The organism is Pseudobdellovibrionaceae bacterium (genome assembly GCA_015163855.1).
Taxonomy (GTDB): Bacteria; Bdellovibrionota; Bdellovibrionia; order Bdellovibrionales; family UBA1609; genus JAAOIH01.
Window position 1 is genome coordinate 1 of the sequence record JAAOIK010000031.1, and the last position, 26,166, is coordinate 26,166.

The window sequence follows — 26,166 nt, forward strand, 5'->3', positions numbered from 1 at the left end:
AGTAATAGAACTATAACTTCCAGAGGCGCTAGCATAGCTGTGTATGCCTGCTTCTACGGCTCTCCAATCATTACCTGTGGCTAATAATATAGGGTCAATACCGTTTAGCACCCCTTTGTTATTAGTCGCTGCTCTATAAGGGTCTTCTTCTGCAAAGCGAGAAGCCTCTTCAATTTTTTTACCTAATTCGGGGTTTATTTCTTTTAACTGAACCTTTGCTTTAACTAATTTTGTATCTACTAAATTAGTTAAAATACACATACTTACTTTTTCTGAAGTTAATTGTTCAATAGGAGTTTTTAAAAACTCACAAACTTGGTTAATAATATTAGCACCCATAGCTTCGCAAGTATCCACTAGTACATGAACAACAGCCATAGCATTTACTTTTCTAATTTCTAAATTAACCACCCCTCCTCCACGAGCAACTAAACCATGAGCAACCTTTGTATTGGCTTGTTCAATTAATTGTAACTTATTTTTTTCTAAAATATTTTTAAAAGTATTAAAATCTGTTACTTTAGAAATTTGAATTTGCCCAATAGAAAGCGAACCCAAACTTTCTGTACTGATTTTTCCTTTAGCCTTAATCCATTTTGCTGTTTTACTAGCAGCGGCAATAATAGAAGTTTCTTCTACTACCATAGGGATAATATAATCTTTATTATCAATGCAAAAATGAGTAGCTACACCAAAAGGCATTGGAAAATAACCAATAACATTTTCAATAAAGTTATCGGCAAGTTCCACAGGAATAGGATAAGGCCCTTGTAAAAGTTGAATATCTTTTTGTGTTAAACAACCTAGTTGTAAAAGTTTTTCAAACCTTTCTGATCGACTTAATTTAGAAAAACCCTCTAAATGGTAATTTGACATGCTATCATTCCTTTACTGAAGTTAAATAGATTTTAATACCACTTTATCTTTTAACTCTATAATATTTTTACAACCTGTGCAAAATAAAGCTATCTTTAATTCATATTCTAATAAGTCCATTTTAACTAGCAACTGTTCTTCACTAATTTGTAAAGCTTTTAAAATAGGTTGAGCAAAACCCACCGCAGTGGCGCCTAAGGCTAAAGCTTTAGCGGCTTCTAAACCATTCCTAATTCCTCCCGAAGCCCAATACTCTAAAGGAGTTTTAAGATTTTTGTTAACTTCCAATGCTCCAAGTAAACTTTGTACAGTGCTTACTCCCCAAGACGCAAAAGTTTGCGAGGCGCGTTCTTGCAAGCTACCTTGCTTGGCTCTAGCCCCTTCTATTAAACCCCAGTGAGTGCCTCCAAAACCGGCCACATCCACAGCAGAAACGCCTAAGGTGGAAAGTTTTAATAAAGTGCTTTTAGAAAACCCACAACCCGTTTCTTTAATAATCACTGGAACTTTTAAAGACTTACAAACATTTTCTATAGCTTTAGCGGAGTTTTTAAACTCTGGTGTACCCTCTACCTGCAAAACCTCTTGTAAACTATTTAAATGCACAATTAAAGCTCTAGCATTGGTGGAGGTAATTAAGGCCTTAATTTTTTCTATGGGGTTAGAAATAAGCTGACTAATACCAATATTGGCTAACAATTGTACCTCGGGAACTTGGGCTCTAACTAACTCCCACTCTTTAATAGACGCTTTTTCAAGGCTATTATCCGAAAGCTCTTTTCTTTGTGATCCCACTCCCATAAACCAAGATTTTTTTACACAAGCTTTTGCTAAGGCTAAGTTAATAGCTAAAGAAGACCCATGCCCCGCGGTCATAGAACTAATAAAAAATGGCGTTTTTTCTGTGCGATTTAAAATGGTAGAGCTTAAACTCACTTCGGAAAAATCCAAATCCACTAAGGCCTCATGTAGTAGATCCACTTGTTTCCACTGATTAAAATCTACACGAGCTTGATTAGCTTCGTCTAAAGCTAATCGAATATGATCTTCTTTTCTATTTTCAAACTGTGAAATATCCATTGGGTTTAATTTGGTAAAAACCGCGTTCTTTATACCAAGCTAACTAGGCCTGTGCTTGCTTAACTAAAGCGGCAAAGGCATTGGAGTCGGCCACGGCCACCTCGGCAAGCATTTTACGATTTATATCGATGCCCGCAATTTTTAAACCATTAATTAATTGCGAATAAGTCACTCCATTTAAACGAGCAGCTGCATTGATTCTTTGAATCCAAAGCCCTCTAAAATCTCGCTTTCTAACTTTTCTATCTCGATAAGCATACTGCATGGCTTTATCATTTTTTTCCACAGCAGTAATATAACAATTACTATTAGAACCACGATAACCTTTTGCTCTATCTAAAACTTTATTACGACGCCGACGGGCTACAAAACCTCTTTTTACTCTCATGATAAACCTCTTATTTAACTAATAATTGTCTTTGAACGGCTTTTAAATTGGCATCATCCACATAAGTGCCTTGCCCCAAAGCTCTTTTTCTGGGAGCGGACTTATTTTCTAATAAATGCCTAAGACCTTGCTTTTTTCTTTTGATTTTTCCGCCAGGTTTAACGCGAAAGCGTTTGGCAGCACCACGATGGGTTTTCATTTTTAACTTCACTTTGCCTCCTTGGAATGGCGTTTAGCTTTTTAGCTAAATCTTTGTTATTGCTCAGACTCAAGTTTTTCTCTGGTGGTAATCTAACACGGGTAAACAGGCAGGGCAAGGCTTATAAATGCCTCCTTATTATGGGCCATTTTACTTAATAATGCTTATGGGCATTTTACTTAATAATAGGAATTACCTAGCAGAAACAGGCTCTTTTACCCATTGTTTTAAGGCAAATAACAAGCTCGCCTCTCGCAGAGAAATATTATTTCTTTTAGCAATTTGTGCTACATTTTGAAAACCAAAAGCGAGTTCTTTTTCTAAGTCCTTACGAACAAACTTTTGTGTTGCATATTGGGCAGGAGTTTGGGTTAAATTTTGTACCCACTCCAAATAACTTGCCCTAACACCACCGGAATTAGCTAAAATATCTGGAACCATTATAATGTTTTTTTGATTTAAAACTTTATCTGCTTTAGCAGTAACCGGACCATTGGCAGCTTCTAAAATTATTTTAGCATTTACTAAATGAGCATTTTTTTTAGTAATTTGTTTTTCTAAAGCGGCTGGAACTAAAAAGTCTACCTGCTTAACCAATAATTTATTTAAAGCCAATTCTTGATTATAAAATGCCGTTTTTGTTAAAAATGGCTCGGAAAATTCGGCAATGCTTTTTTTCTCTTCTACTACCCATTTAAAAAGTTTTTTTATGTTAATTCCCTCTTTATTTTCTAAGATAAGAAAGTTTTTTCCATCGGCTCTAGGAGAAAATTCAAAAAGGCTAACCACCTTTCCTCCTCTTTTATAAAAACCTAAAGCTGCGTGAGAACCCACATTACCAAAACCTTGAACCGCAAAGCTTAAATTGGTTAAAGGTCTTATATCATTAGTACCTAATTTATAAGAACGAGCTACCGTTTCGGCCAAAGCAGCTACTCCATAACCTGTGGCTTCTTCACGACCTTTTAACCCAAAATCAGAAATGGATTTTCCTGTAATAAAACCCGCTAATATGGCTTTATGTTCTGGGTGATTTTTTGTAAATTGAATATACGCATCTAGCAAAGGCGTTTCAAAAGCGTTTTTATTTTTATATTTACCTAATGCTTTATACATTACTTTTAACACAGAAACTGTATTTTTTTCCATATACTGAGTATCTACTGATTTAAAATCTAAACTTTTTGGTTTGTTTTTTAAAGACCAATATAAAAATTCATCTAACATAACTTTCATTATTTTAGGATTAGTTCCCACATCAGGAGCTGGAACATCATTTAATAAACCAATATTTTTAGGATGTTTATTTAAAAAAGTACTAATAAATAATCGACTGATTTTTTCTAATTCATTTTGAGAGTATTTTTTAGGGTCAATTTTAACCCCACCCTTAGCTCCTCCAAAAGGCAAACCTATTACTTTATTTTTAAGACGCATTCCTAAAGCTAATGCTCTTACTTCCATGGTACTTACTGATTCATGAAAACGAATTCCTCCCTTTCCAGGGCCATTAACACTAGGGTATTGTATTCGCCATGCTTTTATAATTTCTGTTTTTCCGTTATCTAAAGTTAATGGAAACTCTAAGTTTAAAATTTTAGGAGAATTTAAAAGCTGGGTTAATTTGTCGCTTTCTTTAAGAGAAAAAAATTTCTTTTGTAAGGCTTTAATAGGTATTAAAAAATTGTTATAAAAACTATCACTTTCTTGATTGCTTGTATTTTTTTGAGACACTATTCTGTCTGTTTTTTGATCAAAAAATAATTTTTGACAACTAAAACCAGCAGCTAAAACTATATTAGTCTCTAAAAACACTAGCACACTGATTAAAATAGATAATTTCATTATTGCCCCCATTATTTGTCCTTTTACATTGCATATATCAAGCCACGGGTGATCTACAATTTGGACTAGAGTTTAATCCACGATTTGGATTAGGTGTATTAACAACCTCTTGACATTAAACCGCTTTCATCACAGCATTGATAGGTAACAAAGACTTAATTTTATCTTTAACCACTAATTTTTTATTTTCAAACTCATCAATATGCTCTATCCCATTTACTCTATTTTTAGTTTTTTGTTTTTTAGCTTATTAAGTAAAAATAGTTATGCAGGTATTGACGACAGTATTAATCAAATTACTTCTCCCATTGCCAAAGCTTTTGGTGATTTTGTGTTTTTTAAAATAAGTTTATGGGGTGCAGAGCTACCTATTGTTGTTATCTTGCTTGTTATTAGCGCTTTTATTTTTACTTTTTATATGAATTTTATTAACCTTCGTGGTTTTAAACATGCCATAGAATTAATTTCTGGAAAGCATGACAAAAAAACCGCTGAAGGAGAAATATCACACTTCCAAGCCTTGATGACCGCCATCTCTGGAACTGTAGGTATCGGAAACATTGCCGGTGTTGCTGTGGCCATTAGTGTGGGAGGTGTGGGTGCTACATTTTGGATGATTGTTGCAGGTTTTTTGGGCATGTCTACTAAGTTTGTAGAATGCACTTTGGGTGTTAAGTACCGAAAACATAATGCAGACTCTTCTTTCTCGGGAGGGCCCATGTATTACTTAACTTATGGACTAGCCGAATTAAACTTTCCTAAACTGGGTCGTTTTCTTGGTATATTTTTCGCCGCAGGAATAGTTTTAGGAGCTTTGGGCATTGGTAATATGTTTCAATCTAACCAAGCCTTTGTACAATTAAATGTTATTGCCGGTGGCCTTTTAGATAACTATGGCTGGCTAGTGGGTTTTATTTTTGCCTTTATGGTTTTTATAGTTATTGTTGGAGGTATTAAATCCATCGCCAAAGTAACAGAAAAAATGGTGCCTTTTATGGCGGTGCTGTATTGCATTTCTGCTATTATAGTTATTGCTATGAATGCTGAATTTTTACCACAAGCCATTAGTAATATTTTTAGTGGAGCCTTTTCTTCGCAAGGAATAACTGGTGGTGCTTTAGGTGCAATGATTGTAGGTTTTCAACGCGCAGTATTTTCTAACGAAGCAGGTATTGGTTCTGCCTCTATTGCTCATGCCGCCGTAAAAACCGATCAACCCATTACCGAAGGTATAGTTGCTATCTTAGGCCCTTTTATTGACACCCTTATTATTTGCACCCTTACCGCCTTAGTTATCTCGGTAGTTTCTGTAGCCCAACCAGGATTTGCTGGTGATGCTGTGGGTATTGCCATGACTTCTGCCGCTTTTGAAAGCCAAATTTCTTGGTTTCCTTACCCTATTGCCTTAGCAGGTTTGCTTTTTGCTTTTTCTACCATGATATCTTGGTCTTATTACGGTTTAAAAGGTTGGACTTATTTATTTGGCGAAGATAAGCAACTGGCTTACAAATTAATTTTTTGTGTTTTTGTTATGCTAGGTTGCATGGTTAAACTAAAACCCATCTTAGATATATCTGATGCTTTAGTATTTTTAATTTGTATACCTAATATTATTGGGCTGTATATGTTGGCGCCTACTGTAAAAAAAGATTTAAAAACTTACTGGTTAAACAAACAGTAACCAAAACAGCTTTCTAACAAAATCGCAACACCATTATTTACAATGGTGCTTTTTCTTCTTTTTCTGTTTTTTCTTCTTTTTCTTCTTCTTCTGGTTTTTCTAAACCATCTAATACTTTTTCTTCTTTTTGCGCCTTTCTTTCTGCAGCTTTTGCCGCTTTTGCTGCCTCTTTTATTTTTAAAGCTTTAGCTTTAGTAATTTTAGGATCTTCTATAACAATAGCAAACATATGTCGACCTTCTTGCTTGGGAGGTGTTTCGACAATAGCGATATCTTTTAAAGATTTAATCATTTTTTCAATTAACTGTAATCCTAAATCTTTATGTGCCATTTCACGGCCCATAAAACGCAAATTAATTTTAACTTTATCGCCTTCTTCTAAAAATTCACGCGCTTTAGCTAATTTAATATTAAGATCATTTTCTCCAGTGCGTGGTCTTACTTGAATTTCTCTTAACGAAACCGTTTTTTGTCTTTTACGATTTTCTTTGGCTTGTTTTTTAGAATCATATTTCCATTGACCATAATCCATAATTTTACAAGTGGGTGGTTTTGCCTCGGCGGCCACCTCCACTAAATCTAAGCCCTCCTCTCGGGCTTTAGCTAAAGCATCGCGAGTGGAAATAACTCCCAACATAGCTCCGGTGTGATCAATCACACGAACTTCTGGAACACGAATTCTTCCATTTACTCTTTGAAAAACCGCTTTCTTCTTTCTTTGAAACTTAGCTTGAGCCAAATGGCCTCCTTTTTTACAAATTAGGCTTCTATAAAAATAGAATCCATCATTCTAGTTTGCTTTTCTTGTTTTAATTTTTCTACAACTTCTTTTATAGTTAAATTACTTATGCTTTCACCAGTTCGTAAACGCAAAGACACCTCTTTAGAAGCTTCTTCTTTATCTCCAACAATAATCATATAAGGAACTTGGTTAATTTGTGCTTCTCTAATTTTAAACCCTAGCTTTTCATTTCTAGTATCTAAAAATGTTCTAAAATGTTTTTTAATTTCTTTATTAATACTTTCTGCATAAGCTTTATTTTTATCCGTTAAATTGCAAATAGCAATTTGTACTGGACTCATCCATAAAGCCAATCTTCCAGCAGTGTGTTCTAAATAAGTGGCTAAAAATCTTTCTAAAGAACCTAAAATGGCTCGATGAAGCATAATAGGTTGGTGATTTTCGTTATCCTCGCCCACATAAGACAACTTAAAAGCCTCTGGCATATTAAAATCACACTGTAAAGTTCCTAACTGCCAAGGGCGCTTCATAGAATCAATAAACACAATATCTAATTTAGGGCCATAAAAAGCTCCATCGCCTTCATTAATTTCATAAGGTAATTGTAAAGCATCTAAAGCTTGTTTTAAAGCTTCTTCTGACTTATTCCAAGCTTCATCGCTTCCCATACGCTTTGCAGGACGAGTGGATAAATAAATTTTATACTCATTCATACCTAAACTTTGATAAACTTCTTTTAAAAAATTCATAAAAGAACAAATTTCTGCTTGTAGTTGATCTAATCGACAAAAAATATGAGCATCATCTTGGCAAAAACTTCTTACCCTAGATAAACCATGCATAGTTCCACTTCTTTCATAACGATGAAGTCTTCCAAAATCTGCAATTCTCCATGGCAAGTCTCTATAAGAGTGTCGTTTTTGAGAATAGATTAAGCAATGCCCCGGGCAGTTCATTGGTTTAACAGAAAAAGGTCGTTTATCTACTTCTGTAAAATACATATTTTCTCTATAATTTTCATAATGCCCCGATTTGTGATATAAATCGACATCAAAAATTTGAGGGCTAATCACTTCCTCATAATTATACTTTTTATAAAGTTCTTTTAAATAATTTGTTAACTCGTTATAAATTACCGTTCCTTTTGGTGTGAAAAAAGGAGCACCTGGAGAGTATGGATGAAAAAAGAATAAATCTAATTTTTTTCCTAATATACGGTGGTCTCTTTTTTTTGCTTCTTCTAATAAATGTAAATGCGCTTGTAAATCTTTTTCCGAGCCAAAAGCCGTTCCATAAATGCGCTGTAACTGTTTATTATTTTCATCCCCTTTCCAATAAGCCCCTGCAACACTTAATAACTTTATACTAGAGATTTGACCCAAATGCTGTACATGAGGGCCTTTACATAAATCTAACCAGTCGCCTTGTTTATAAATACTAACTTCATTAAAACCTTTAGTTTTTAAATCTTGAATAATTTCTACTTTAAATAATTCTTTTTTGTTTTTAAAATAATCAATAGCTTTATCAATAGCCCAAACTTCTTTAGCCACTGGTAATTTAGACTTGATTAGTTCTTTCATTTTTTTTTCTATTTTAACAAGGTCTTCTTCTACAAATACATAAGGAGAGTCGAAATCATAATAAAACCCTGAATCAATAACAGGGCCAATAGTGACTTTAATTTCTGGCCATATAAATTGTACGGCTTGGGCTAATACATGAGCTGCAGAATGTCTTAAAATATCTAAACTTTCTGGAGAGGTTTTAGTAATTATTTTAATAGTGTCTTGATCCATTAACCGCGTTCGTAAATCTTGCACTTCATTATTAGAATTAATTTTCGCACCCAAAGTATCTTTAGCTAAACGCGAACCAATGCTTTCTGCCACTTCTAAAACACTGGGTGCTTTATCAAAACTTTTAATAGAATTATCCGGTAAAATAACAGAAATTTTAGACATAAATTAATACACTACTTCATGACTTTTAGATTCATCATAAAAGTAATCTTCTTTGGGAATTAAAGATTGTTTGGTTAAAAATTTAGTACTGGTATATAAAAATAAACCTAAAAAACCTAAAAAAATACCCACTTCTGCAAAAGAAAACTTAACTACAGAGGGGGAATAATGAGGGTAAACCATCCAATAAACATCTACAAATTGCATTAATAAAATTAAAACCGATACTGCAACAAGATGATAAGGATTTCTTTTAGCCCATTGAGGAAGTAAGGCAATAAAAGGAACAATAAATTTAAATATAACTAATGCAATAGATACCCATATCCATTCTCCATCAAAACGATTTAAAAAATACACCGTTTCTTCAGGAATGTTAGCATACCAAATTAACATAAATTGACTAAAAGCAATGTAAGCCCAAAAAGTGGTAAAGCCAAAAAGCAGTTTTCCTAAATCATGCAAATGATTTTCGTTTACAAAACCTTTAATCCACGATTTTTTTAAAGCATAAACTACAAAAATAATGATAAAGGCTAAGGCCGATTGAAATAATCCAGAAAAATTATAAACTCCAAAAATAGTAGAATACCAATAAGGGTTTAAGCTCATTAAAAGATCTACACTAAATAAAGAATAAGATAGTGCAAATACTAATAAAAAAATAACCGATGGTTTCATTGCTTTGTCATAAATAGATTTTGCTTTTTCTAATGTAGACGCTTTAATAATCCATCGCTGCAAAATAATCCATACAGAAAAAAATAAAACTAAACGAATAAAAAAAGCTGTTGGATTTAAATAAGACATTTTACCCTCTAAAGCATGATGCCCAATCATGTTAGCCGAATCAAACCATGAATAAATATTTCCTGCTCCTAAAAAAAAGATAATAGCTAAACCAAAAGCCCATGGTAAAAAACTGCTCATTGCCTCGGCATAGCGACGAATATTTACACTCCAACCCGCTTTAGTTAAAAACTGCAACGCAACAAAAAATAATCCACCTAAAGCTAAACTAGTAAAAAAGAAAAAACTAACTAAAAAAGAAGACCATGCCCTTACATTGTCGGTAATCATGGTAATGCCAAAGGTGATAACTCCAATAAACATAAAACTTACAAACAAAGTTTTTGCTTTAGAAGAAATAATCCATTCTGTTTTTTGCTGATTAGTTATATTACTTGTTTCCACTAAAGCCCCTATTTATTTATTTTTTGTAAGGTTCTAATATAATTTATAATAGCCCATCTATCTTTTGGATTAGGAATTTGATTAGCATAACTTCCCATCAAACCTTTTCCTTTTTTAATAATATAATAAATAAATCCATCAGAAGATTTTCTTATGGTAGAAGATAGTAAAGAAGGAGGTTTTATAATCATTTTAGGTGCAATTTGTCCATTTCCAGCACCCGTCTGCCCATGGCAAAGCGCACAGTAAATAGTAAATAGTTCTTTTCCTTTTAATAATATTTCTGCACTGTATTTTCCTTTTAAAGGATTTTTAAAAGCTTTTCCGGCTTGCGCTGCTTGAGTGTATAAAAATTTTTCTTTTTCTTTAGAAATACTTCCTTTAGGTGGATTCATAAAATTGGGTTTATTTCTGGTTTTATTAAAACCTTGTGCTTTTAAAGCCTTTTGTTCAAACATTCCCATGCTAGTTTCATAATTTGTTTGGTTTTTGCCAGCATTACAGGACAACATTAATGTTCCTAGCAATAGGCTGTATAATAAGTGATATAATCGTTTTCTTTTCATAATGCCCTTTTTAAAATTCGGATTGCTTAACTTCCACAGCTCCAAATTGATTAAAAATCTGATTAAGTTCTTTAGCTCGTCCTTTAATTTCTTCTTCAGGAATAAATATTGCAAATTTATGGCTAGTGATATCTGGGTCTAAAATAACAGGATTAACACTAGGTAATCCATTAATAAAAAACATTAAAGCCACCGAACCTAAAGCTGCAAATAAAATAGTTAACTCGAAAATAATAGGTATAAAAGCAGCAAAAGACCACATTGGTTTACCACCAATATTTAATGGCCAATTCACTACAGCAACCCACCAAGTAAACCAAATACCAAAAGCACAACCTGTTAAACCTAAAAAGAAAGTTGCCCAAGGAATAAAAGAACGAGGTATTTTCATAGCTTCATCAATTCCATGTAAGGGAAAAGGAGAAACTGCTTCAAAGCCAGAAAAACCATTTTCTGTCATTGCACGAGCTGCCTTAACTAACTGGTGATCATCGAGCCAAAAAGCAGCAGTACCTTTTTTTGTTGGACTTTTTATGTAATTCTCTATTTTACAAGCTAAAGCTTTGGCTTTTTGTATTAATGTATTTTTAGTGCTCATTATCGTGCCCCACATTTAATACTGTTTTGATTTCTGACATAGAAATAGAAGGAAACACTCTTAAGTAAATTAAAAATAACATAAAAAATAAACCAAAACTACCAAAAATGGCTCCTAAATCGTAAGCGCTAAAATGAAACATTCCCCAACTGGATGGTAAAAAATCTCTATGCAAAGAGGTTACCGTGATTACAAATCTTTCAAACCACATACCAATATTTACAAAAATAGAAATAATAAACATTACTATTAAATGGCGACGCATTTTTTTAAACCAAAATATTTGCGGAATAATTACATTGCAAGAAACCATAATCCAATAAGACCACCAATAAGGGCCAAAAGCACGGTTAATAAATGCATATTGTTCTACCCCATGGCCCGAGTACCAAGCAATAAAAAACTCAGAAGCATAAGAATACCCTACTAGTAAGCTAGTGGTCATAATGATTTTATTCATTAACTCTAAATGATTAACGGTTACATAGTGTTTAAAATGAGGGATTACTATTCGTAAAATAGACATTAAAGTCACCACCATGGCAAAACCAGAAAACACTGCTCCTGCCACAAAGTAAGGAGGGAAAATAGTCGTATGCCAACCTGGTAATTGCGAAACCGCAAAGTCAAAAGAAACAATACTATGCACCGATAAAACTAAAGGAGTAGATAAACCAGCAAGTAACATATAAACCATTTCGTAATGGTTCCAATGCTTAGCTGTACCCCTCCAACCCATAGATAAAACACCATATATAAATTTACGCACTTTATTTTTTGCTCTATCTCTAACTGTTGCTAAATCGGGAACCAAACCCACATACCAAAAAGTCATGGAAACCAAAGCATAAGTGGATACGGCAAAAACATCCCATAATAAAGGAGATCTAAAATTTACCCATAATGGCCCTCGTTGATTAGGGTAAGGTAACAACCAATGAGCTAACCATGGACGACCTGTATGTAGCAAAGGGAAAATTCCAGCTGTCATTACGGCAAATACCGTCATAGCTTCTGCCGTTCTAGCAATAGAGGTTCTCCATTTTTGTCTAAATAAAAATAAAATAGCAGAAATTAAAGTTCCTGCATGACCAATACCAATCCAAAAAACAAAAGTAACAATGTCTGTACCCCAACCTACAGGACTATTTACTCCCATTAAACCCATTCCATAAACGGCAATTAACCCCATGGTAACTATAAAGTAAAGAAGCAAAGATTTAGAAGCAAATAATAAAGCAAAATAATTTTTTCCAGGAACAGTCTCTATTAAAGAACAAACATCTTCTGTAACTTGTTTATAATCTTTATTGTCTAAAACTAATACGGGTCGTTTAGCCATGATTATTCCCTCCATGATGAGAAGGTTTTTTTTCGGACTTTAATTGTTTTACATTTTTTACTTTGGCCTGATACCTTAAACCAGGTTTTAAATTTAATTCATGTAATAAAGTATAAGCTCTTTTATTTGCAAAATCTTTAGAAACTTTTGTTTTTTTATCATTGCTATCACCAAAGTTAATAGCATTAGTAGGACAAGCTTCCTGACAAGCTGTTTTTACTTCACCATCATCAATATGTTTTGTTTTTTTATCAATAGCTTTTTTATGACGAATTTCTGTTACTTTATGCAAACAGAAAGAACATTTTTCCATTACCCCTCTATCACGAACAGTAACTTCTGGATTTAAAGACATCTCTAAAGGAGTACTTAGTTGAGTAAAATCAAACCAATTAAATCGACGCACTTTATAAGGGCAGTTATTTGCACAATAACGAGTACCCACGCAACGATTGTAAATCATATCATTAGTGCCTTCGTCGCCATGAACGGTGGCAGCCACTGGACAAACTGTTTCGCAAGGGGCTTCGTCACAATGTTGACAAGTTACTGGTTGAAAAACGGTATCGGGGTCTTCTGCTTTTCCAGTATGGTACCTATCAATGCGCAACCAATGCATTGACCGCCCCTCAGAAACATATTGCTTTCCTACTGTGGGAATATTGTTTTCTGACTGACAAGCAACTACACAACTAGAACAACCCGTACAAGTATTTAAATCAATACTCATTCCCCATTTTTGCCCTTTGTATTTTATAGTAGACCATAAAGTGGGTTGTTTTTCACGACTTTCAATGGGTTTAGTTAAAGCTAGCATATCATCTAAAGTTTTTTCAATAACAATACGACGACCCTGCATACTATGTTGATTTTGCGTGCTAGCTAATAAATTAACTTTACTAGTTTTAGTAATAGAAGCCTTTAAACCAGCATAAACTTTTTTATTTTTAAAACTTTTTACTAAAGGAAAAGCATTAACTCCCACAGCTTTTGCCACCGAACCATAAGTTTGCCCATACCCAAGGGATAAAGACATAGTATTATCCGCCTGACCGGGTTGAATATGTACAGGAACTTTTACTATTTGATCACTTACTTTAAGCTCTACCACTTGGCCTTCTTTTAAACGCTCTTTTTCTGCCATGGATAAAGGGATAGATAAATAATTATCCCAACAAATTTTTGTTATGGGATGAGGGATCTCTTGTAACCAAGCAACATTGGCCATACTTCCCCAACGATTAGAAAAACTAGATTCTAAAGAGAGTTCATAACCTTGCTCTGGTAAACTTGGTTTTAACCAAGATAAAGCAGACATATTAAACTTACGAACAGAGTTATTGGTTTTGTAGCGTTTGGTATTGCCATCTACAAAACCCTTTTGCAAAAGGTTAAACCAAAAGTCATCAAATTTTTGATTTCCTTTTTTATATTTAGGATAAAATTGATAACGCCAATAGGTTTTTAAATACTCGTAACTATTTTTGGCCGAAAACGATTTTACTGCTTTAATCCAAGTTATTAAAGAATCTTCAAAAGCTCTAGTTTCATAAAGTGGTTCAATAGTTGGTTGAATAATAGAGTATAATTGGTTCTGCCCCTCTACATCTCCCCACTTTTCTAATGCATTATGATCAGGAGCAATAAAATTACTAATTTTAGCAGTTTCATCTAAGTGCGAGCCTACATAAACTAGTAATTTTAATTTTTTTAGTGCTTTTAATAATTTTTCATTACCAGGGTGACTATAAACAAGATTGATATCATGAATAATTAAGCGTTTAACCAATCCAGACTCTATGTCGGCAATTAATTTTGTTAAATCTTTTTCAGAAGATCTAAAAGAAGAATAATTAGACTCTTTATAATCTACAACACTACCATCATTAGACAGCAATGTGTTTAAAAAATTGGCAGCTATGTGTAGTAAAGTGGATTCTTGTGTTTCTGTGGAAATTCCTCCCACTATAACTAAACTTTTCTTTCGGTTTTTCCATAACTCATCGGCAATGTTAGACAGTTGTAATTTTTTATCTAATTCTACCAAAGACACTTTTTCATTGTAACTGGTTAACACTTGGCGAAGGTTTTTATCCCAAGCATAAGAAGAGCGTTTTTTTACTATCACCAATTGGTACAATACTCCCATTAAAATATCTAAATACTCCGAAGCCTTTACTGGATAACGACGATCGGCATTTGCACCCGTTAAGGATAAGCCAGACTCAAACACAACTAACTTATTCATATTTTTAGAAGGTTTACGCCCTTGAGCAAAAAAACCAGACATTTCTGTTGGAGCTAAATAAGAACCTAAAAAATCGGCCCCTACAGAGACAATCATCTTTGCTTTGTTTAAACGGTAATGAGGAACAACTTTATCTCCATAAGAAATTTTTTGTGCTTGCTTTAAAGCATCTAAATTTTCCACATCCCAAGAGTAATGTTTTGCTTTATAAGTTTGTTTAAAATTATAAAGTAAAGCCCTAGTGCTAGGAGAGGTAATACTTTTTGTTAGCACACCCACAGAAGATTTTTTTAATTCTTTAACCACTGTAGCATCTAATTTTTTCCAAGATATTGGCAAGCTATCGTAGTTGGTTTTTTTAGGATTTAATAAATGTTGTATTGGAGCTTTTAACCTATCAGGATCATATAAAGACAACACACTGGCTGTTGCACGCATAGATATTTTGTTTAAAGCTCCTGGATATTCCGAATTACCTTCTATTTTTATGGGACGGCCTTCTCTAGTTTTTACAACTACTCCAAAAACCTCAGAGCCATCAACAAAACTAGAAGCATAATGATTAGCCACACCAGGAATAACATCGTCTGGTCTTTTAACATAAGGTACAATTTTTTGAGTGGGTTTTCTAGTACAAGCAAAAGTACTTAAAGCTAAACTGGCTCCCATTAGTTTTAAAAAATCTCGTCTTGCCCAACCCTCTTCTTTACTTTTATCTATGGGTGTGGATTGAAATTCATCAACCACAGATTGTTGAAACTCTGTAGTGTTTTGTAGCTCTGCAAGACTCTTCCAATAGCCATTTTCTGGTTCTTCAGAAAGAAGCTGCTCGTTAACCTCTTTACTAGTTGTTGTTTTCTTTAGATGTTTTATTTCTTCTTTCATGAGCTAAGTCCTTTTCCTTTAACCAATGCTTTTTTTATTAATAATGACAAGTTACACAACTAGTGGGTGCATTATTTTCTTTTTTTCTATGGCAATCTACACACCAACCCATAGATAAACTTTCTTTTTGAAAAACCTCTTCCATAGTTTCCACCTGTCCATGACAGTCTTGGCATTGCTTACCGGCATTAATATGTTTGGAATGATCAAACTTTACATAATCTGGTAATAAATGTACTTTTTGCCACTCTACGGGTTGATTATTTATATAATGTTGCGTTAACTTTTGAATGATAGGACTGCCGGTTTTAACAGACAAGTGGCAGTTCATACAAATATTTAAACTAGGTACAGTGGCATGCCTGGATTTATCAACATTAGCATGACAATAACGACAATCAATTTTGTATTGACCTGCATGTACTTTATGAGAGTAAGGAATAGGTTGAGTAGGTTGGTAATTAATATTATAGCCAAAAACCACTTTATTATTGGTTACCAAATAAATCCAAATAAATAAAGCCGCTAGTGTGACCACTAAGACAACAGGAACAAGAACTTTACGAGACATTAAAATATTTTTTTTATTTTTCACTAGTACACTACTTTAGTTAATCATTAATACCATATCAACAACCAATATTTCAAATATTATTTAGAAAATTTATTTAATTTTTTAGGGTTAGATACTATAGTAAATAAATGCTCAATATATTCCTTAGAATAACCCGAAGTTAAATCTTTAATATATTTTTCTAAAATTTTTTCAGAAACGGCCTTTGCCATATAAGGCACCTCCCACTTCATTAAAAAGTGTAAACGACACCATTTATGAGCTATAACAATTTGGTCACAACCAGAAACTTCGCAAAATCGATAACCGTCAGCGTCGGTTAAAACTACATTGTCTTTGCTGGTTAAACTGTCTAGCTCTCCTAAAAATTGAGAAGATAAAATAGAAGGCGTATCGGCAGCTTCTGCTTTTGCGGACTTAGCCTCTGCCTTTTTACTAACTGCTTTTTTTACTTTTTTAGCGGGTTGTTTTTTTGCAACCTTTTTCTTAGCTACTTTCTTTTTAGTGATTTTCTTTTTAGTTATTTTTTTCTTAGCAACCTTTTTCTTAGCTACTTTCTTTTTATTATTTTTTTTAGGAGATTTCTTTTTAGCTACTTTTTTCTTAGTAACTTTCTTTTTAGCTACTTTCTTTTTAGCTACTTTCTTTTTAACTACTTTTTTCTTAGCTACTTTTTTCTTAGCTACTTTTTTCTTAACGGTTTTTTTCTTAGTAACTTTCTTTTTAGCTACTTTCTTTTTAACTACTTTTTTCTTAGCTACTTTCTTTTTAATTACTTTTTTTTTTGCTTTTGCCATATCCACCTTATTAAATAATCCTTAATCTATAATTTTAATTATCTACTAATATAAAAATCCGTCACTGGTTAATTTAAATACCAAAGTTTAACACAAAGGGCAAACTTTTTGAATTAAAGCTGTAAGCTAATTCTCCCTTTCTTGCTCTTTAAAACCACAAAAGCCTTAGGATTAATGCCTTTTAAAATACCTTTAACCTGCTCTCCCTTCCCTAAAGATTTATGCACTAGCCCGGCTGGAACCTTGGCTTTAAATCGGTGGCTAAGAATAAATATTTTTGCCGACCTAGCCTTTAACCCTACAGCAATAGAGGCTTTCCCCGTACTAAAAATATTTAAAGAAATAGCCCCTATATCACTAACCTTTACTTTTCCTTTAAGCGTTTTAACCCTGGTTGTAGAGTAAATCTTTTTTAAATTTATAGAAGAGTTTTGGGCCTGCACTGTTAATCTTCCCTTAACATCCTCTGCAAGAACACTGGCATTATATGTCGACAAATTAATCTTTGCATCCACTTTATTTATACTTATAGATCCACTAAAAACATTTAATTGAAAAGCCCCTTTAGAATTATTTACACTCACCTTATTATCATAAGCTTCTATTTTTAATTTTCCTTTATGACCCTCTATATTTATAATACCTTTTTGAGAAAAAATACTAATATCCGCCTCAGTATTTTTAATTTCTATAGGCCCGTTCCACTTTTTAATAACTAAAGAGGATTTCCAAAACTCCACAAAAACAGAACCCAAATCTTGTACTAAAACTACGGGCAAAGAGGGCATTTGTATTAAAAACTCACCAATAAATGGTTTTTTATTAACACTTTTAGCTTCTCCCAAAAAAGTCTTTTTAAAAATCCAAAGGTGTAAGTTTTTGCCTTTTTTTAACTGTTTAACTATAACTTTATTTAATAAACTATTAGAATTACTAAGTATTTTAATCTTTTTTGCTTCGGCAGAAAATGCACTTAATTTTAATTTAGAATGGGAAGCGTGTAAGAAAACTTTTTTTACTCCCACTAAAGACAGGCTTTCTTTTAAAACCATTCCCTGTGCCTCTTGTGCAAATAGTTTTTCTGTTGTAAAAAAACACAAAAGAAGAAAAACAGAAATAATGAAGTTAACAAAAGGTATTGTTTTAAACATTACCTCACTTTAAACTCTATGAAAAGAAGGTCAACCCAGCAAACCTAAGGAGAACATATGTCTGAAGTTTTTATTGTTGCTGCAAAACGCACCGCCATTGGAGCTTTTCAAGGTGGGCTTTCGAGTATCCCTGCCACAACGCTAGGAGCAATTAGCATTAAAGCCAGTGTCGAACAATCTGGTCTTAATCCAGAACTCATTCAAGAATGTATTATGGGCCATGTGCTTAATGCGGGTTGTGGACAAGCCCCTGCCAGACAAGCCGCTTTAGGAGGAGGACTTTCCGAATCTTGCCAAGCCTTAACTATTAATAAAGTGTGTGGCTCGGGACTAAAAGCCGTTATGCTAGCCACTGATAGTATTTTACTGGGACACAGCCAAGCTATTGTTGCTGGAGGACAAGAAAACATGAGCCTTAGCCCTCATTTATTAGAAAAATCTCGCTTGGGATTTCGCATGGGGCCTGCAACAATGACAGACAGCATGATTAAAGATGGACTATGGGATCCTTATAATAATTTTCACATGGGTAATGCTGCAGAACTTTGTGTAACAAAATATAAAATTTCTAGACAAGAGCAAGATGACTTTGCCAAACAAAGTTATGAATGGGCTCAAGCCGCGCAAACTAAAGGGTATTTTAAAAAAGAACTTTGCCCTGTGGAAGTAAAACAACGAAAAGGTAGCAGTATTGTTGAAGAAGACGAAGAACCTAAAAAAGCAAAGTTAGAAAAAATTTCGAGCCTTCGCCCCGCTTTTGACAAAGACGGTAGCATTACTGCAGCCAATGCCAGTAAATTAAATGACGGAGCCGCAAGTTTTGTTTTAGCCAGTCAAGATTGCGTTAGCAAACAAAACTTAAAACCTTTAGCAAAAATTATTAGCCAAGCAAGCTTTGCTCAAGACCCAAAATGGTTTACCACAGCCCCTGTTGCCGCAATGAAAAAGGCTTTAAAAAAAGCCAACCTAACTATAAATGACATTGATCTTTTTGAAATTAACGAAGCCTTTAGTGTGGTAACTATGGTAGCCATAAAAGATTTAAATATTCCAAGAGAAAAAGTAAATGTCCATGGTGGAGCCGTGGCACTAGGCCACCCCATTGGTGCCAGTGGTGCAAGAATTTTAAACACTTTAGTTTACGCACTAAAACAACATAATAAAAAATATGGAATGGCCTCTTTATGTATTGGAGGAGGAGAAGCCGTAGCAGTGATTGTAGAAAATATTTAAATAAACTTAATTATTTATTAATTAAAAACAGTAAGCCCTGGAGTATTATGAAATGGCATAAAGTTGCAGAAGTTAATTCTTTAAAAGAAGGCAGAGTTCGCTCTGTAGTTATTAATAATAAAACCATTGCCTTAACAAAGTACAAAGGAAAATATGGTGCTTTAGATAATGCCTGCCCTCACCAAGGTGGACCATTAAGTGAAGGCTCTATTGAAAAAGGTTATCTTCGTTGCCCGTGGCATGGTTGGGATTTTTGCCCCCACTCTGGAAAATCTCCAGGCAGTCATGACGATGGCATAGCCACTTATCCTGTGGAGGAAAGAGAAGATGGCGTTTACATTCAATTAAAAGATAAAGAAAAACCGAAAAAAACCATCAGCGACCTTATGGTAGAAACTTTAACTAACTGGGGAATAGACAGCGTTTTTGGAATGGTAGGTCACTCTAATTTAGGTTTTGCTTCTGCTTTAGAAAAACAAGAAAAAAATAAAAAATTACGATTTTTTGGAATTCGTCACGAAGGGGCCGCCGCCTTTGCTTGCTCGGGTTATGCCAAAACCATAGGCAAACCCGCCGCGTGTTTTACTATCGCAGGCCCTGGTGCTACTAATTTACTTACGGGTTTATGGGATGCAAAAGTAGACCGAGCGCCCGTGTTAGCCTTAACAGGACAAGTTAATACTCAAGTGTTAGGCCCTGGGGCTTTTCAAGAAATTGATTTGCTTTCTGCCTTTGATGCGGTTTCTACTTTTAGTCAAACCGTTTTAAAAAGCTCTAACCAAATAGAGTTAGTCAACTTAGCGGTAAAAAATGCCATTCTTAAAAGAGATGTTAGTCATTTAATTTTACCAGACGAAGTACAAACCATAGAAGTTAGTGAAAGTGAAAAAGCAGGAACTCCCGAAGGCCGATTACCCAACATGGCCATAGCCCCCGCTATAGAATCTTTAAACAAAGCGGTAGAGGCTATTAAAAAAAGTAAACGACCATTATTTATTGTGGGCTACGGCGCTCGCTCTGCTATGCCCGATATTATTCAATATGCAGAAACACTAAATGCCGCAGTCATTACCACTTTTAAAGCAAAGGGCCAAATTTCTGATTCCCATCCTTTAGCGGGAGGGGTGCTGGGAAGAAGTGGAACTCCTGTGGCCAGTTGGTTAATGAACGAATCCGATTTACTTATTGTTTTAGGATCTTCTTTTTCTAATCATACAGGCATCACTGCGAAAAAAACCATTATACAAGTGGATTTTGAACCCATGCAAATTGGAAAATTTCACTCTGTGGATATACCCGTGTTAGGAGATATTGGTGTTACTGTAAAAAGTTTAAGCAAACTTACTGGTAGCAAAAGCGTAGATATTAAAAAAGAAGTTTTAGAACGCTGGAATATTTGGAGAGCCGAAAAAACTTCTCGCGCTAAAGATGATAGAAAAAAAGGAGTGGGTTCGGCGGCTTTATTTAAAACTTTGCAAGAAAAAATTCCAGAAGACGCAGTAATACCTGTAGATGTGGGTAATAATGCATATTCTTTTGGAAGGTACTTTGAATGTAAAAACCAAACGATTTTAATGTCTGGATACTTAGGTTCCATTGGGTTTGCCTTCCCTGCTGCTATGGGAGCATGGGCTGCGGTAAAGGGGAAAAGAAAAGTGGTTTCTGTGAGTGGTGATGGTGGCTTTGGCCAGTATATGAATGAACTTACCACTGCGGTAAAATATAAAATGAATATTACTCATATTTTATTAAATAATAATGAATTGGGAAAAATTTCTAAAGAACAACTGGCTGGGGAATGGAATATTTGGCAAACCTCCCTACAGAATCCAAACTTTGCAAAGTACGCCCAAAACTGTGGAGCTTTAGGCATACAAGTAAAAACTATTAACGAATTAGAAGAAGCTTTAGAACAGGCCTTAAATTATACACAAGGCCCGTCGCTAATAGAAGTTATAACCGATTCTAAACTGATTTAATTTTTTATAAAAAAATTTATTTACAGTTTTTTAAAATAAACTTATTTAATTTTGTGTGAAATAAACTTATTTAATTCTTTCAAAAATAAATTTTCCAACATAGCGGGCATTATTTCTGTGTTTACCGTTTACAAAATTTGTATCTCCTGGTCTAGAAGTTAATAAACTAATAACCCCGTTAGAGTCTTCGTCTGCAGAAGTAAACACTCTTCCCAAGTCTGTTCCTGCGTCATAAAGGGGAAGGTTTACTTCTAAGCTTTCTACCCACTGGCCCCTGCTATTTAATAAAGATAAATCATGCACACCCACAAACCAATCAGGGCTTGGTGCTAACATACTAATTAAAGTCACTAAAGGATGAGGACGATTAATATCAAATTCAAAAGAAATATTTCCATTCCCTTTTCCAAAGCTTAATCCGCCTCCACTTAATAAAAACTCTGCCACATTATTGCTTTTTTGAATTTCAATTTCGTTTATGAAAGTCGTTTTAGATCCCGTTTCTGCTACTATTTCTATTCCTTTACTTGCCTGTTTTCCTTCTCTCCAAAAATTTACACGGCTATTATGTGTAGCGCCTACTAAACCAGAAAAATGATCGTTTCCTTCGGGAAAGTTAGTTGAAAATCTCGATTTCGTCCAATTAGCTACAAAAGTTACTCGATAAGTTGCATCTGCGTTAGCATCTCTATCAGAAAAGTTCATAGCCTCACAAGAAGTTATAAAAAATAACAATACAAAAATAATTTTCACAATATGCATAAAACCCCTTAAATTATATTTTTTACTCTATTAAATTAAGTATCTAATTATATAAAAAAAGGGTTCAAGGCAATCGTTTTGTAAAAAATTTAAGGTTTTACTCCCGCAAAAGGCACTCCAGATAATTCGTGCATACTTTTTTTCCATGTAACCAAGTCTTCTAAGGCAAATTGGTTTAAATGGGTATGCCCACAAGCGCGAGCTAATATCTTCATTAAGTGTACACTAGAGTCTAAATAATTTTGTAAGCGCTTAGCCGAGGCTTGCACAATTAAGCGTTCGCGCAAATGCACTTTTTGTGTAGCAATTCCAACAGGACAGTTGTTACTATGACAAGCTCTCATGCCCAAACAACCAATGGCCTGTAATGCCGAGTTAGATAAAGCAATAGCGTCTGCACCCATGGCCAAAGCTTTTGTAAAATCTTCTGCCACTCGCAAACCTCCCGTTATAACTAAACTTACATCTTTACACTTTAAACTATCTAAATGTCTTCGTGCCCTGCCCAAAGCGGGTATAGTTGGTACCGAAATATTATCTCTAAACAAAGTTGGCGCAGCACCTGTTCCCCCACCTCTTCCATCTAAAATAATATAATCTACTCCCACCTCTAAAGCCGCATCGATATCTTTTTCAATGTGTTGAGCCGATAATTTATAACCAATGGGAATTCCTCCCGTGGCTTGTTTAACTTGATCGGCAAAAGCTTTAATTTCTTTCGTCTTAGTCCAATCAGGAAAACGCGCAGGAGAAATAGCATCTTCTCCCACCTGTAAACCCCTTACTTCTGCAATTTTTCCTACTACTTTATTTCCTGGGAGGTGTCCGCCTGTTCCTGTTTTTGCACCTTGCCCTCCCTTAAAGTGAAAAGCTTGGCATTGTTTTACCTTGTCCATATTAAAACCAAAACGACCCGAAGCTAATTCATAAAAATAACGCGAATTAGCCGCTTGTTCTTCGGGCAACATTCCTCCCTCGCCGCTACAAATACCTGTTCCAGATTGCTCGGCCCCTAAAGCTAAAGCCACTTTTGCTTCTTCCGACAAAGCTCCAAAACTCATGTCAGAAATAAAAAGAGGGATTTTTAGCACTAAAGGTTTTTTTGCCTTAGGCCCAATCACCACTTCTGAACCCACAGGAACATCATCCAATTGGGGTGCCTTAGATAATTGTGCAGTTATAAATTGAATATCTTTCCAACTGGGTAGCTCGGTAAGGGGAACTCCCATTGCCGACATAGCTCCATGGTGACCTAGTTTTTTTAATCCATTTTTAGCTAAAGCTTGAATTTGACTATTAAATGGTTCTTCGGGAGTGCCGTGAAAATCTTGATAATTGCCTAAGTATTCTTCTCTATTATAAGGTTGAGGGTTTTTTTCTTGCCATTGAAAAATTTCTTCTTCATCGACCCAAACAGAATCTCCATCTACTCCACCAGTAAATTTATGTAATGTTTCGCTATTGTCATACTCACTAACGCCCGTGTCGTAACGGTAATCCCAATTATGAACACCACAAATTAAATTATCTCCCTTAATATGCCCATCAGCTAATAGTGCGCCTCTATGATGACATCTTCCATATAAAACAGAAATATTTTTATCATAACGAACAATAACTAAATCGACATTGGCTACTAAAGCATAGTAAGGTTGACGATCTTTAATTTCTGAATATTTAGCTATTACTTTTTTTTTCATGTTTTCCTTTTTATTAAAATATTTATTAATTTTAAGAGGTGTAGTTGCTTATAAATTAATGCGCTTAATGCTGTTTTTTTTCATTTTATAAAACCATAAGTCACCCCATCTTTGCACCTCTCCTTGAAGTTGAACTTGGTCTCCAACAAAAGGTAAAATGGATTCTAATACAGCTTGACCATTTTCATCTAATAATAAATAAAATCTTTCTTTAAATAATTGATCTTGTACTAATAGCGCAGGAGGAATTCCTCCCTTAATGCATAAAGTGGCGCAAGCTTTATGCGTTTTGCCAAGGCCGGGTTTCATAGCGCCAACATAACACTTTGGGTCTATCACTTCGCCTTGCAAAGTTTTTAAACCAAAACTTTTTTTAAAAATAGTTTTAGAAATAGTGGGTTTGGTTTTTAAAGCAACAATGGCCTCTTTTCCATCTAAAATGTTAAAAACAAAGCGACCTTCATAGTGAGTCATAATACCAGTTAATTTTACCCATTGATTGTGCAAGCCTTTTACTCGATTTTTAATTCCTCTTTTATCCATGGCTGTTAAAATGGCCGTGTAAACTTTGGATTGGTGTTTAAATCGAGCTAAAACATAAGGCTTAGTTAATAACCAAGCCTTTACAGTAATGGCTGTTTTTCCTGTGGGGTCCCAACCTTTTCCCTTATTAGGCGCATTTTTATAACTGGATAAAACATAACTCAATACCAATAGGGCTACAAAAAGAAAGGGTAAAAATAGTTTTAAAAAGCGCGAATACTTTTTGGGAAGAGCTAGGTAACCAACAAAAAAAGTTTGTTCTTTGTTCATCTTTTTCCTTTATGTATTTTTTAAACAGGGCTTAGTTATGTTTTCTTTATCAAAAGAAGAAGGGTCAATATACACTCCTTCGCCCTCTGGTTGATAAAATACATACACCATATTATTTTCTATTTTTGTTTTGTAAGTAGCTACTTTTTCTTTAAAAGGAGGAGGGCTTTGCCCGTCTTCGGGGCGATACTGCCAACCATGCCAAGGGCAAGTAATACAACCATCTATCACCCGCCCCTCACTTAAAGGCCCACCTTGGTGTGCACACAAATCGGTAACGGCACTAAAACCTTTTTCGTGTTTAAATACCGCAATTCTTTCGCCAGTGGGTGCTTTAACCATTTTCGCTTTATTCATTGTAAAATTACTAACATCACACACTTGTAACCAATTATCTTTTTGATTAAATATTTGTTTATCTTTACTGTGTTCTTTCCAAAAAGTTAGTAAGTGTGCACTAATCACCGCAGTTACTCCCACTCCCATTATCCAAACATAAATAAAATCTTGTTCGGATTGCATAACCCCTAAAGCCACATGAATAACCACAAAAGCATATACAAAATAAATGCCCATATGAATAGACTTCCAAACATCACGACCTAAGTTTTTTTGCCAAAAATCATGACTAATAGAAGCTAATACCAATAATACAAACAATGCTAGTAAACCAAATAGCTCGAAAGGAAAAGAAGTAAAACTAGTATATTCTGAGCTACTAGTTAATAAGGATAAAAAAGGGTTTATACTTCCAAAACTGTGATAAAAAAAAGTCACTAAAGCGCCATGAAAAAGGGCTAAAAAAGCGGTCATCACTCCAAGGTGTCTACGGTTATACAACAAAACCGCAAAAATAGAATTTAATCGAGCAAGAGGGCCAATTAATAAAATAATATGCAAAAGAATTAAAGAACAACTACCAAAAGCTCTAATTAAAATAATTATACTGCTAAACTGTTGGTCTTTAGGAAAAGTGATCGTACTAAATACAGAATACGCAGCTAAGTAAATAACAATAAAAGCTAAAGCAATAAAATCATAATATTTTTTTTGCTTGTTCCAATGTACGGGAAAATATTGTGTACTCATAATTAATTACTTTTTTGAGAGGTTAATTGACCCAAATCTTGAGGAATAGGTTTTGGTCGTAAAATCACTGCCAGCACTAATACCAAAACAATAAGAATAGATAAACTTACCCATAAACGACCATGCCATAAACGGTGACGACTTTTCATAATTTCCTTTTGTTAATAATGTACAGTAAGTACGGCCACAATAATATAGAAGCTGGCAATAAAAATAAACGAAACATTGGGCTAGAGACTTTTACCAAAGCATCCATTTTATGAATGGCTTTTAACAAGAAAAAAATAGAAAACACCACTCCCAAAGAAAAATAAATACCCATTGCATATAAAAAGATACTTGCCATACTTACCCTTTAAAAAATTTAAGACCCTTATTTATCACCACATCTTTTCTATAAAAAAACCTGTGGCTTTGCTTTATTAAAATAACCTAAATTACTAAAAAAACAAGAGATTCT

At 34.3% G+C, this 26,166-nt stretch carries 23 protein-coding genes and 1 pseudogene; 3 read left to right on the forward strand and 21 right to left on the reverse strand.

Features of this window, described 5'->3' with window-relative positions:
- The 5 genes from HAW63_03740 to HAW63_03760 all read right to left on the reverse strand — a co-directional run.
- Positions 1–876: hydroxymethylglutaryl-CoA reductase, degradative (locus tag HAW63_03740; GenBank protein MBE8163079.1), on the reverse strand; the 876-nt coding region annotated here is incomplete at its 3' end.
- A 21-nt stretch (positions 877–897) separates the two neighbouring features.
- Positions 898–1,956, reverse strand: coding sequence for a type 2 isopentenyl-diphosphate Delta-isomerase (locus HAW63_03745; protein ID MBE8163080.1), 1,059 nt, complete (start codon positions 1,954–1,956; stop codon positions 898–900).
- 43 nt (positions 1,957–1,999) lie between these two features.
- Entirely contained in the window at positions 2,000–2,344 is a 345-nt protein-coding gene (gene rplT, locus HAW63_03750) for a 50S ribosomal protein L20 (GenBank protein MBE8163081.1), read from the reverse strand.
- A gap of 10 nt (positions 2,345–2,354) precedes the next feature.
- Positions 2,355–2,543: a 50S ribosomal protein L35 gene (gene rpmI / locus HAW63_03755; protein MBE8163082.1), complete on the reverse strand. Its 189-nt coding sequence runs from the start codon at positions 2,541–2,543 to the stop codon at positions 2,355–2,357.
- A 192-nt stretch (positions 2,544–2,735) separates the two neighbouring features.
- Positions 2,736–4,388, reverse strand: coding sequence for a Glu/Leu/Phe/Val dehydrogenase (locus HAW63_03760; GenBank protein ID MBE8163083.1), 1,653 nt, complete (start codon positions 4,386–4,388; stop codon positions 2,736–2,738).
- A 202-nt stretch (positions 4,389–4,590) separates the two neighbouring features.
- On the opposite strand from HAW63_03760, the gene HAW63_03765 reads away from it, so the two are divergent.
- Positions 4,591–6,069 carry an alanine:cation symporter family protein gene (locus tag HAW63_03765; protein MBE8163084.1) on the forward strand — a complete coding sequence of 493 codons (1,479 nt, stop codon included), beginning with the start codon at positions 4,591–4,593 and terminating at the stop codon, positions 6,067–6,069.
- A 37-nt stretch (positions 6,070–6,106) separates the two neighbouring features.
- Here the strand turns inward: HAW63_03765 and HAW63_03770 are convergent, their stop codons facing one another.
- The 10 genes and pseudogenes from HAW63_03770 to HAW63_03815 all read right to left on the reverse strand — a co-directional run bounded on the left by HAW63_03770 (position 6,107) and on the right by HAW63_03815 (position 18,130).
- Positions 6,107–6,808 carry a translation initiation factor IF-3 gene (locus HAW63_03770; GenBank protein MBE8163085.1) on the reverse strand — a complete coding sequence of 234 codons (702 nt, stop codon included), beginning with the start codon at positions 6,806–6,808 and terminating at the stop codon, positions 6,107–6,109.
- A gap of 20 nt (positions 6,809–6,828) precedes the next feature.
- Complete coding sequence (gene thrS / locus HAW63_03775; GenBank protein ID MBE8163086.1) at positions 6,829–8,775, reverse strand: threonine--tRNA ligase; 1,947 nt, start codon at positions 8,773–8,775, stop codon at positions 6,829–6,831.
- Positions 8,776–8,778: 3 nt separating this feature from the next.
- Positions 8,779–9,969 carry a molybdopterin oxidoreductase gene (locus tag HAW63_03780; GenBank protein ID MBE8163087.1) on the reverse strand — a complete coding sequence of 397 codons (1,191 nt, stop codon included), beginning with the start codon at positions 9,967–9,969 and terminating at the stop codon, positions 8,779–8,781.
- Positions 9,970–9,977: 8 nt separating this feature from the next.
- Positions 9,978–10,535 carry a cytochrome c gene (locus tag HAW63_03785; GenBank protein ID MBE8163088.1) on the reverse strand — a complete coding sequence of 186 codons (558 nt, stop codon included), beginning with the start codon at positions 10,533–10,535 and terminating at the stop codon, positions 9,978–9,980.
- Positions 10,536–10,545: 10 nt separating this feature from the next.
- Entirely contained in the window at positions 10,546–11,133 is a 588-nt protein-coding gene (locus HAW63_03790; protein MBE8163089.1) for a DUF3341 domain-containing protein, read from the reverse strand.
- Positions 11,123–12,475: a polysulfide reductase NrfD gene (nrfD, locus tag HAW63_03795; protein MBE8163090.1), complete on the reverse strand. Its 1,353-nt coding sequence runs from the start codon at positions 12,473–12,475 to the stop codon at positions 11,123–11,125. Before nrfD ends, HAW63_03790 begins: the two co-directional genes overlap by 11 nt.
- Entirely contained in the window at positions 12,468–15,608 is a 3,141-nt protein-coding gene (locus HAW63_03800) for a TAT-variant-translocated molybdopterin oxidoreductase (protein MBE8163091.1), read from the reverse strand. The genes nrfD and HAW63_03800 overlap by 8 nt, the downstream gene beginning before the upstream one ends.
- Before the next feature lie 37 nt (positions 15,609–15,645).
- Positions 15,646–16,179 carry a cytochrome c3 family protein gene (locus tag HAW63_03805; GenBank protein MBE8163092.1) on the reverse strand — a complete coding sequence of 178 codons (534 nt, stop codon included), beginning with the start codon at positions 16,177–16,179 and terminating at the stop codon, positions 15,646–15,648.
- Between the two features lie 398 nt (positions 16,180–16,577).
- Positions 16,578–16,979 (reverse strand): annotated as a pseudogene (locus HAW63_03810) (hypothetical protein).
- A gap of 113 nt (positions 16,980–17,092) precedes the next feature.
- A complete protein-coding gene (locus HAW63_03815) occupies positions 17,093–18,130 on the reverse strand; it encodes a hypothetical protein (GenBank protein MBE8163093.1) in 1,038 nt (345 codons plus the stop codon).
- Positions 18,131–18,187: 57 nt separating this feature from the next.
- Here HAW63_03815 and HAW63_03820 point away from each other — a divergent pair, with 57 nt between their 5' ends.
- Both HAW63_03820 and HAW63_03825 read left to right on the forward strand, forming a co-directional pair.
- Entirely contained in the window at positions 18,188–19,363 is a 1,176-nt protein-coding gene (locus HAW63_03820; protein MBE8163094.1) for an acetyl-CoA C-acyltransferase, read from the forward strand.
- Between the two features lie 47 nt (positions 19,364–19,410).
- Positions 19,411–21,342 carry a Rieske 2Fe-2S domain-containing protein gene (locus HAW63_03825; protein MBE8163095.1) on the forward strand — a complete coding sequence of 644 codons (1,932 nt, stop codon included), beginning with the start codon at positions 19,411–19,413 and terminating at the stop codon, positions 21,340–21,342.
- Between the two features lie 66 nt (positions 21,343–21,408).
- Here the strand turns inward: HAW63_03825 and HAW63_03830 are convergent, their stop codons facing one another.
- The 6 genes from HAW63_03830 to HAW63_03855 form a co-directional block, all read right to left on the reverse strand.
- Positions 21,409–22,104: a hypothetical protein gene (locus tag HAW63_03830; protein ID MBE8163096.1), complete on the reverse strand. Its 696-nt coding sequence runs from the start codon at positions 22,102–22,104 to the stop codon at positions 21,409–21,411.
- An 89-nt stretch (positions 22,105–22,193) separates the two neighbouring features.
- A complete protein-coding gene (locus tag HAW63_03835) occupies positions 22,194–23,804 on the reverse strand; it encodes a Rieske 2Fe-2S domain-containing protein (protein MBE8163097.1) in 1,611 nt (536 codons plus the stop codon).
- 48 nt (positions 23,805–23,852) lie between these two features.
- A complete protein-coding gene (locus tag HAW63_03840; GenBank protein MBE8163098.1) occupies positions 23,853–24,617 on the reverse strand; it encodes a hypothetical protein in 765 nt (254 codons plus the stop codon).
- A gap of 9 nt (positions 24,618–24,626) precedes the next feature.
- Complete coding sequence (locus HAW63_03845) at positions 24,627–25,706, reverse strand: Rieske 2Fe-2S domain-containing protein (protein ID MBE8163099.1); 1,080 nt, start codon at positions 25,704–25,706, stop codon at positions 24,627–24,629.
- Positions 25,707–25,708: 2 nt separating this feature from the next.
- Positions 25,709–25,855, reverse strand: a complete 147-nt coding sequence (locus HAW63_03850) for a hypothetical protein (GenBank protein MBE8163100.1) — start codon at positions 25,853–25,855, stop codon at positions 25,709–25,711.
- Positions 25,852–26,052, reverse strand: coding sequence for a hypothetical protein (locus tag HAW63_03855; GenBank protein ID MBE8163101.1), 201 nt, complete (start codon positions 26,050–26,052; stop codon positions 25,852–25,854). The genes HAW63_03850 and HAW63_03855 overlap by 4 nt, the downstream gene beginning before the upstream one ends.
- Positions 26,053–26,166: the final 114 nt, after the last annotated feature.

Coding starts and splice junctions, on each gene's coding strand:
- HAW63_03745 (MBE8163080.1), bottom strand. CDS start 1,956: ATGGATATTTCACAGTTTGAAAATAGAAAAGAAGATCATATTCGATTA.
- rplT (MBE8163081.1), bottom strand. CDS start 2,344: ATGAGAGTAAAAAGAGGTTTTGTAGCCCGTCGGCGTCGTAATAAAGTT.
- rpmI (MBE8163082.1), bottom strand. CDS start 2,543: ATGAAAACCCATCGTGGTGCTGCCAAACGCTTTCGCGTTAAACCTGGC.
- HAW63_03760 (MBE8163083.1), bottom strand. CDS start 4,388: ATGAAATTATCTATTTTAATCAGTGTGCTAGTGTTTTTAGAGACTAAT.
- HAW63_03765 (MBE8163084.1), top strand. CDS start 4,591: ATGCTCTATCCCATTTACTCTATTTTTAGTTTTTTGTTTTTTAGCTTA.
- thrS (MBE8163086.1), bottom strand. CDS start 8,775: ATGTCTAAAATTTCTGTTATTTTACCGGATAATTCTATTAAAAGTTTT.
- HAW63_03785 (MBE8163088.1), bottom strand. CDS start 10,535: ATGAAAAGAAAACGATTATATCACTTATTATACAGCCTATTGCTAGGA.
- HAW63_03790 (MBE8163089.1), bottom strand. CDS start 11,133: ATGAGCACTAAAAATACATTAATACAAAAAGCCAAAGCTTTAGCTTGT.
- nrfD (MBE8163090.1), bottom strand. CDS start 12,475: ATGGCTAAACGACCCGTATTAGTTTTAGACAATAAAGATTATAAACAA.
- HAW63_03800 (MBE8163091.1), bottom strand. CDS start 15,608: ATGAAAGAAGAAATAAAACATCTAAAGAAAACAACAACTAGTAAAGAG.
- HAW63_03805 (MBE8163092.1), bottom strand. CDS start 16,179: ATGTCTCGTAAAGTTCTTGTTCCTGTTGTCTTAGTGGTCACACTAGCG.
- HAW63_03815 (MBE8163093.1), bottom strand. CDS start 18,130: ATGTTTAAAACAATACCTTTTGTTAACTTCATTATTTCTGTTTTTCTT.
- HAW63_03820 (MBE8163094.1), top strand. CDS start 18,188: ATGTCTGAAGTTTTTATTGTTGCTGCAAAACGCACCGCCATTGGAGCT.
- HAW63_03825 (MBE8163095.1), top strand. CDS start 19,411: ATGAAATGGCATAAAGTTGCAGAAGTTAATTCTTTAAAAGAAGGCAGA.
- HAW63_03830 (MBE8163096.1), bottom strand. CDS start 22,104: ATGCATATTGTGAAAATTATTTTTGTATTGTTATTTTTTATAACTTCT.
- HAW63_03835 (MBE8163097.1), bottom strand. CDS start 23,804: ATGAAAAAAAAAGTAATAGCTAAATATTCAGAAATTAAAGATCGTCAA.
- HAW63_03840 (MBE8163098.1), bottom strand. CDS start 24,617: ATGAACAAAGAACAAACTTTTTTTGTTGGTTACCTAGCTCTTCCCAAA.
- HAW63_03845 (MBE8163099.1), bottom strand. CDS start 25,706: ATGAGTACACAATATTTTCCCGTACATTGGAACAAGCAAAAAAAATAT.
- HAW63_03850 (MBE8163100.1), bottom strand. CDS start 25,855: ATGAAAAGTCGTCACCGTTTATGGCATGGTCGTTTATGGGTAAGTTTA.
- HAW63_03855 (MBE8163101.1), bottom strand. CDS start 26,052: ATGGCAAGTATCTTTTTATATGCAATGGGTATTTATTTTTCTTTGGGA.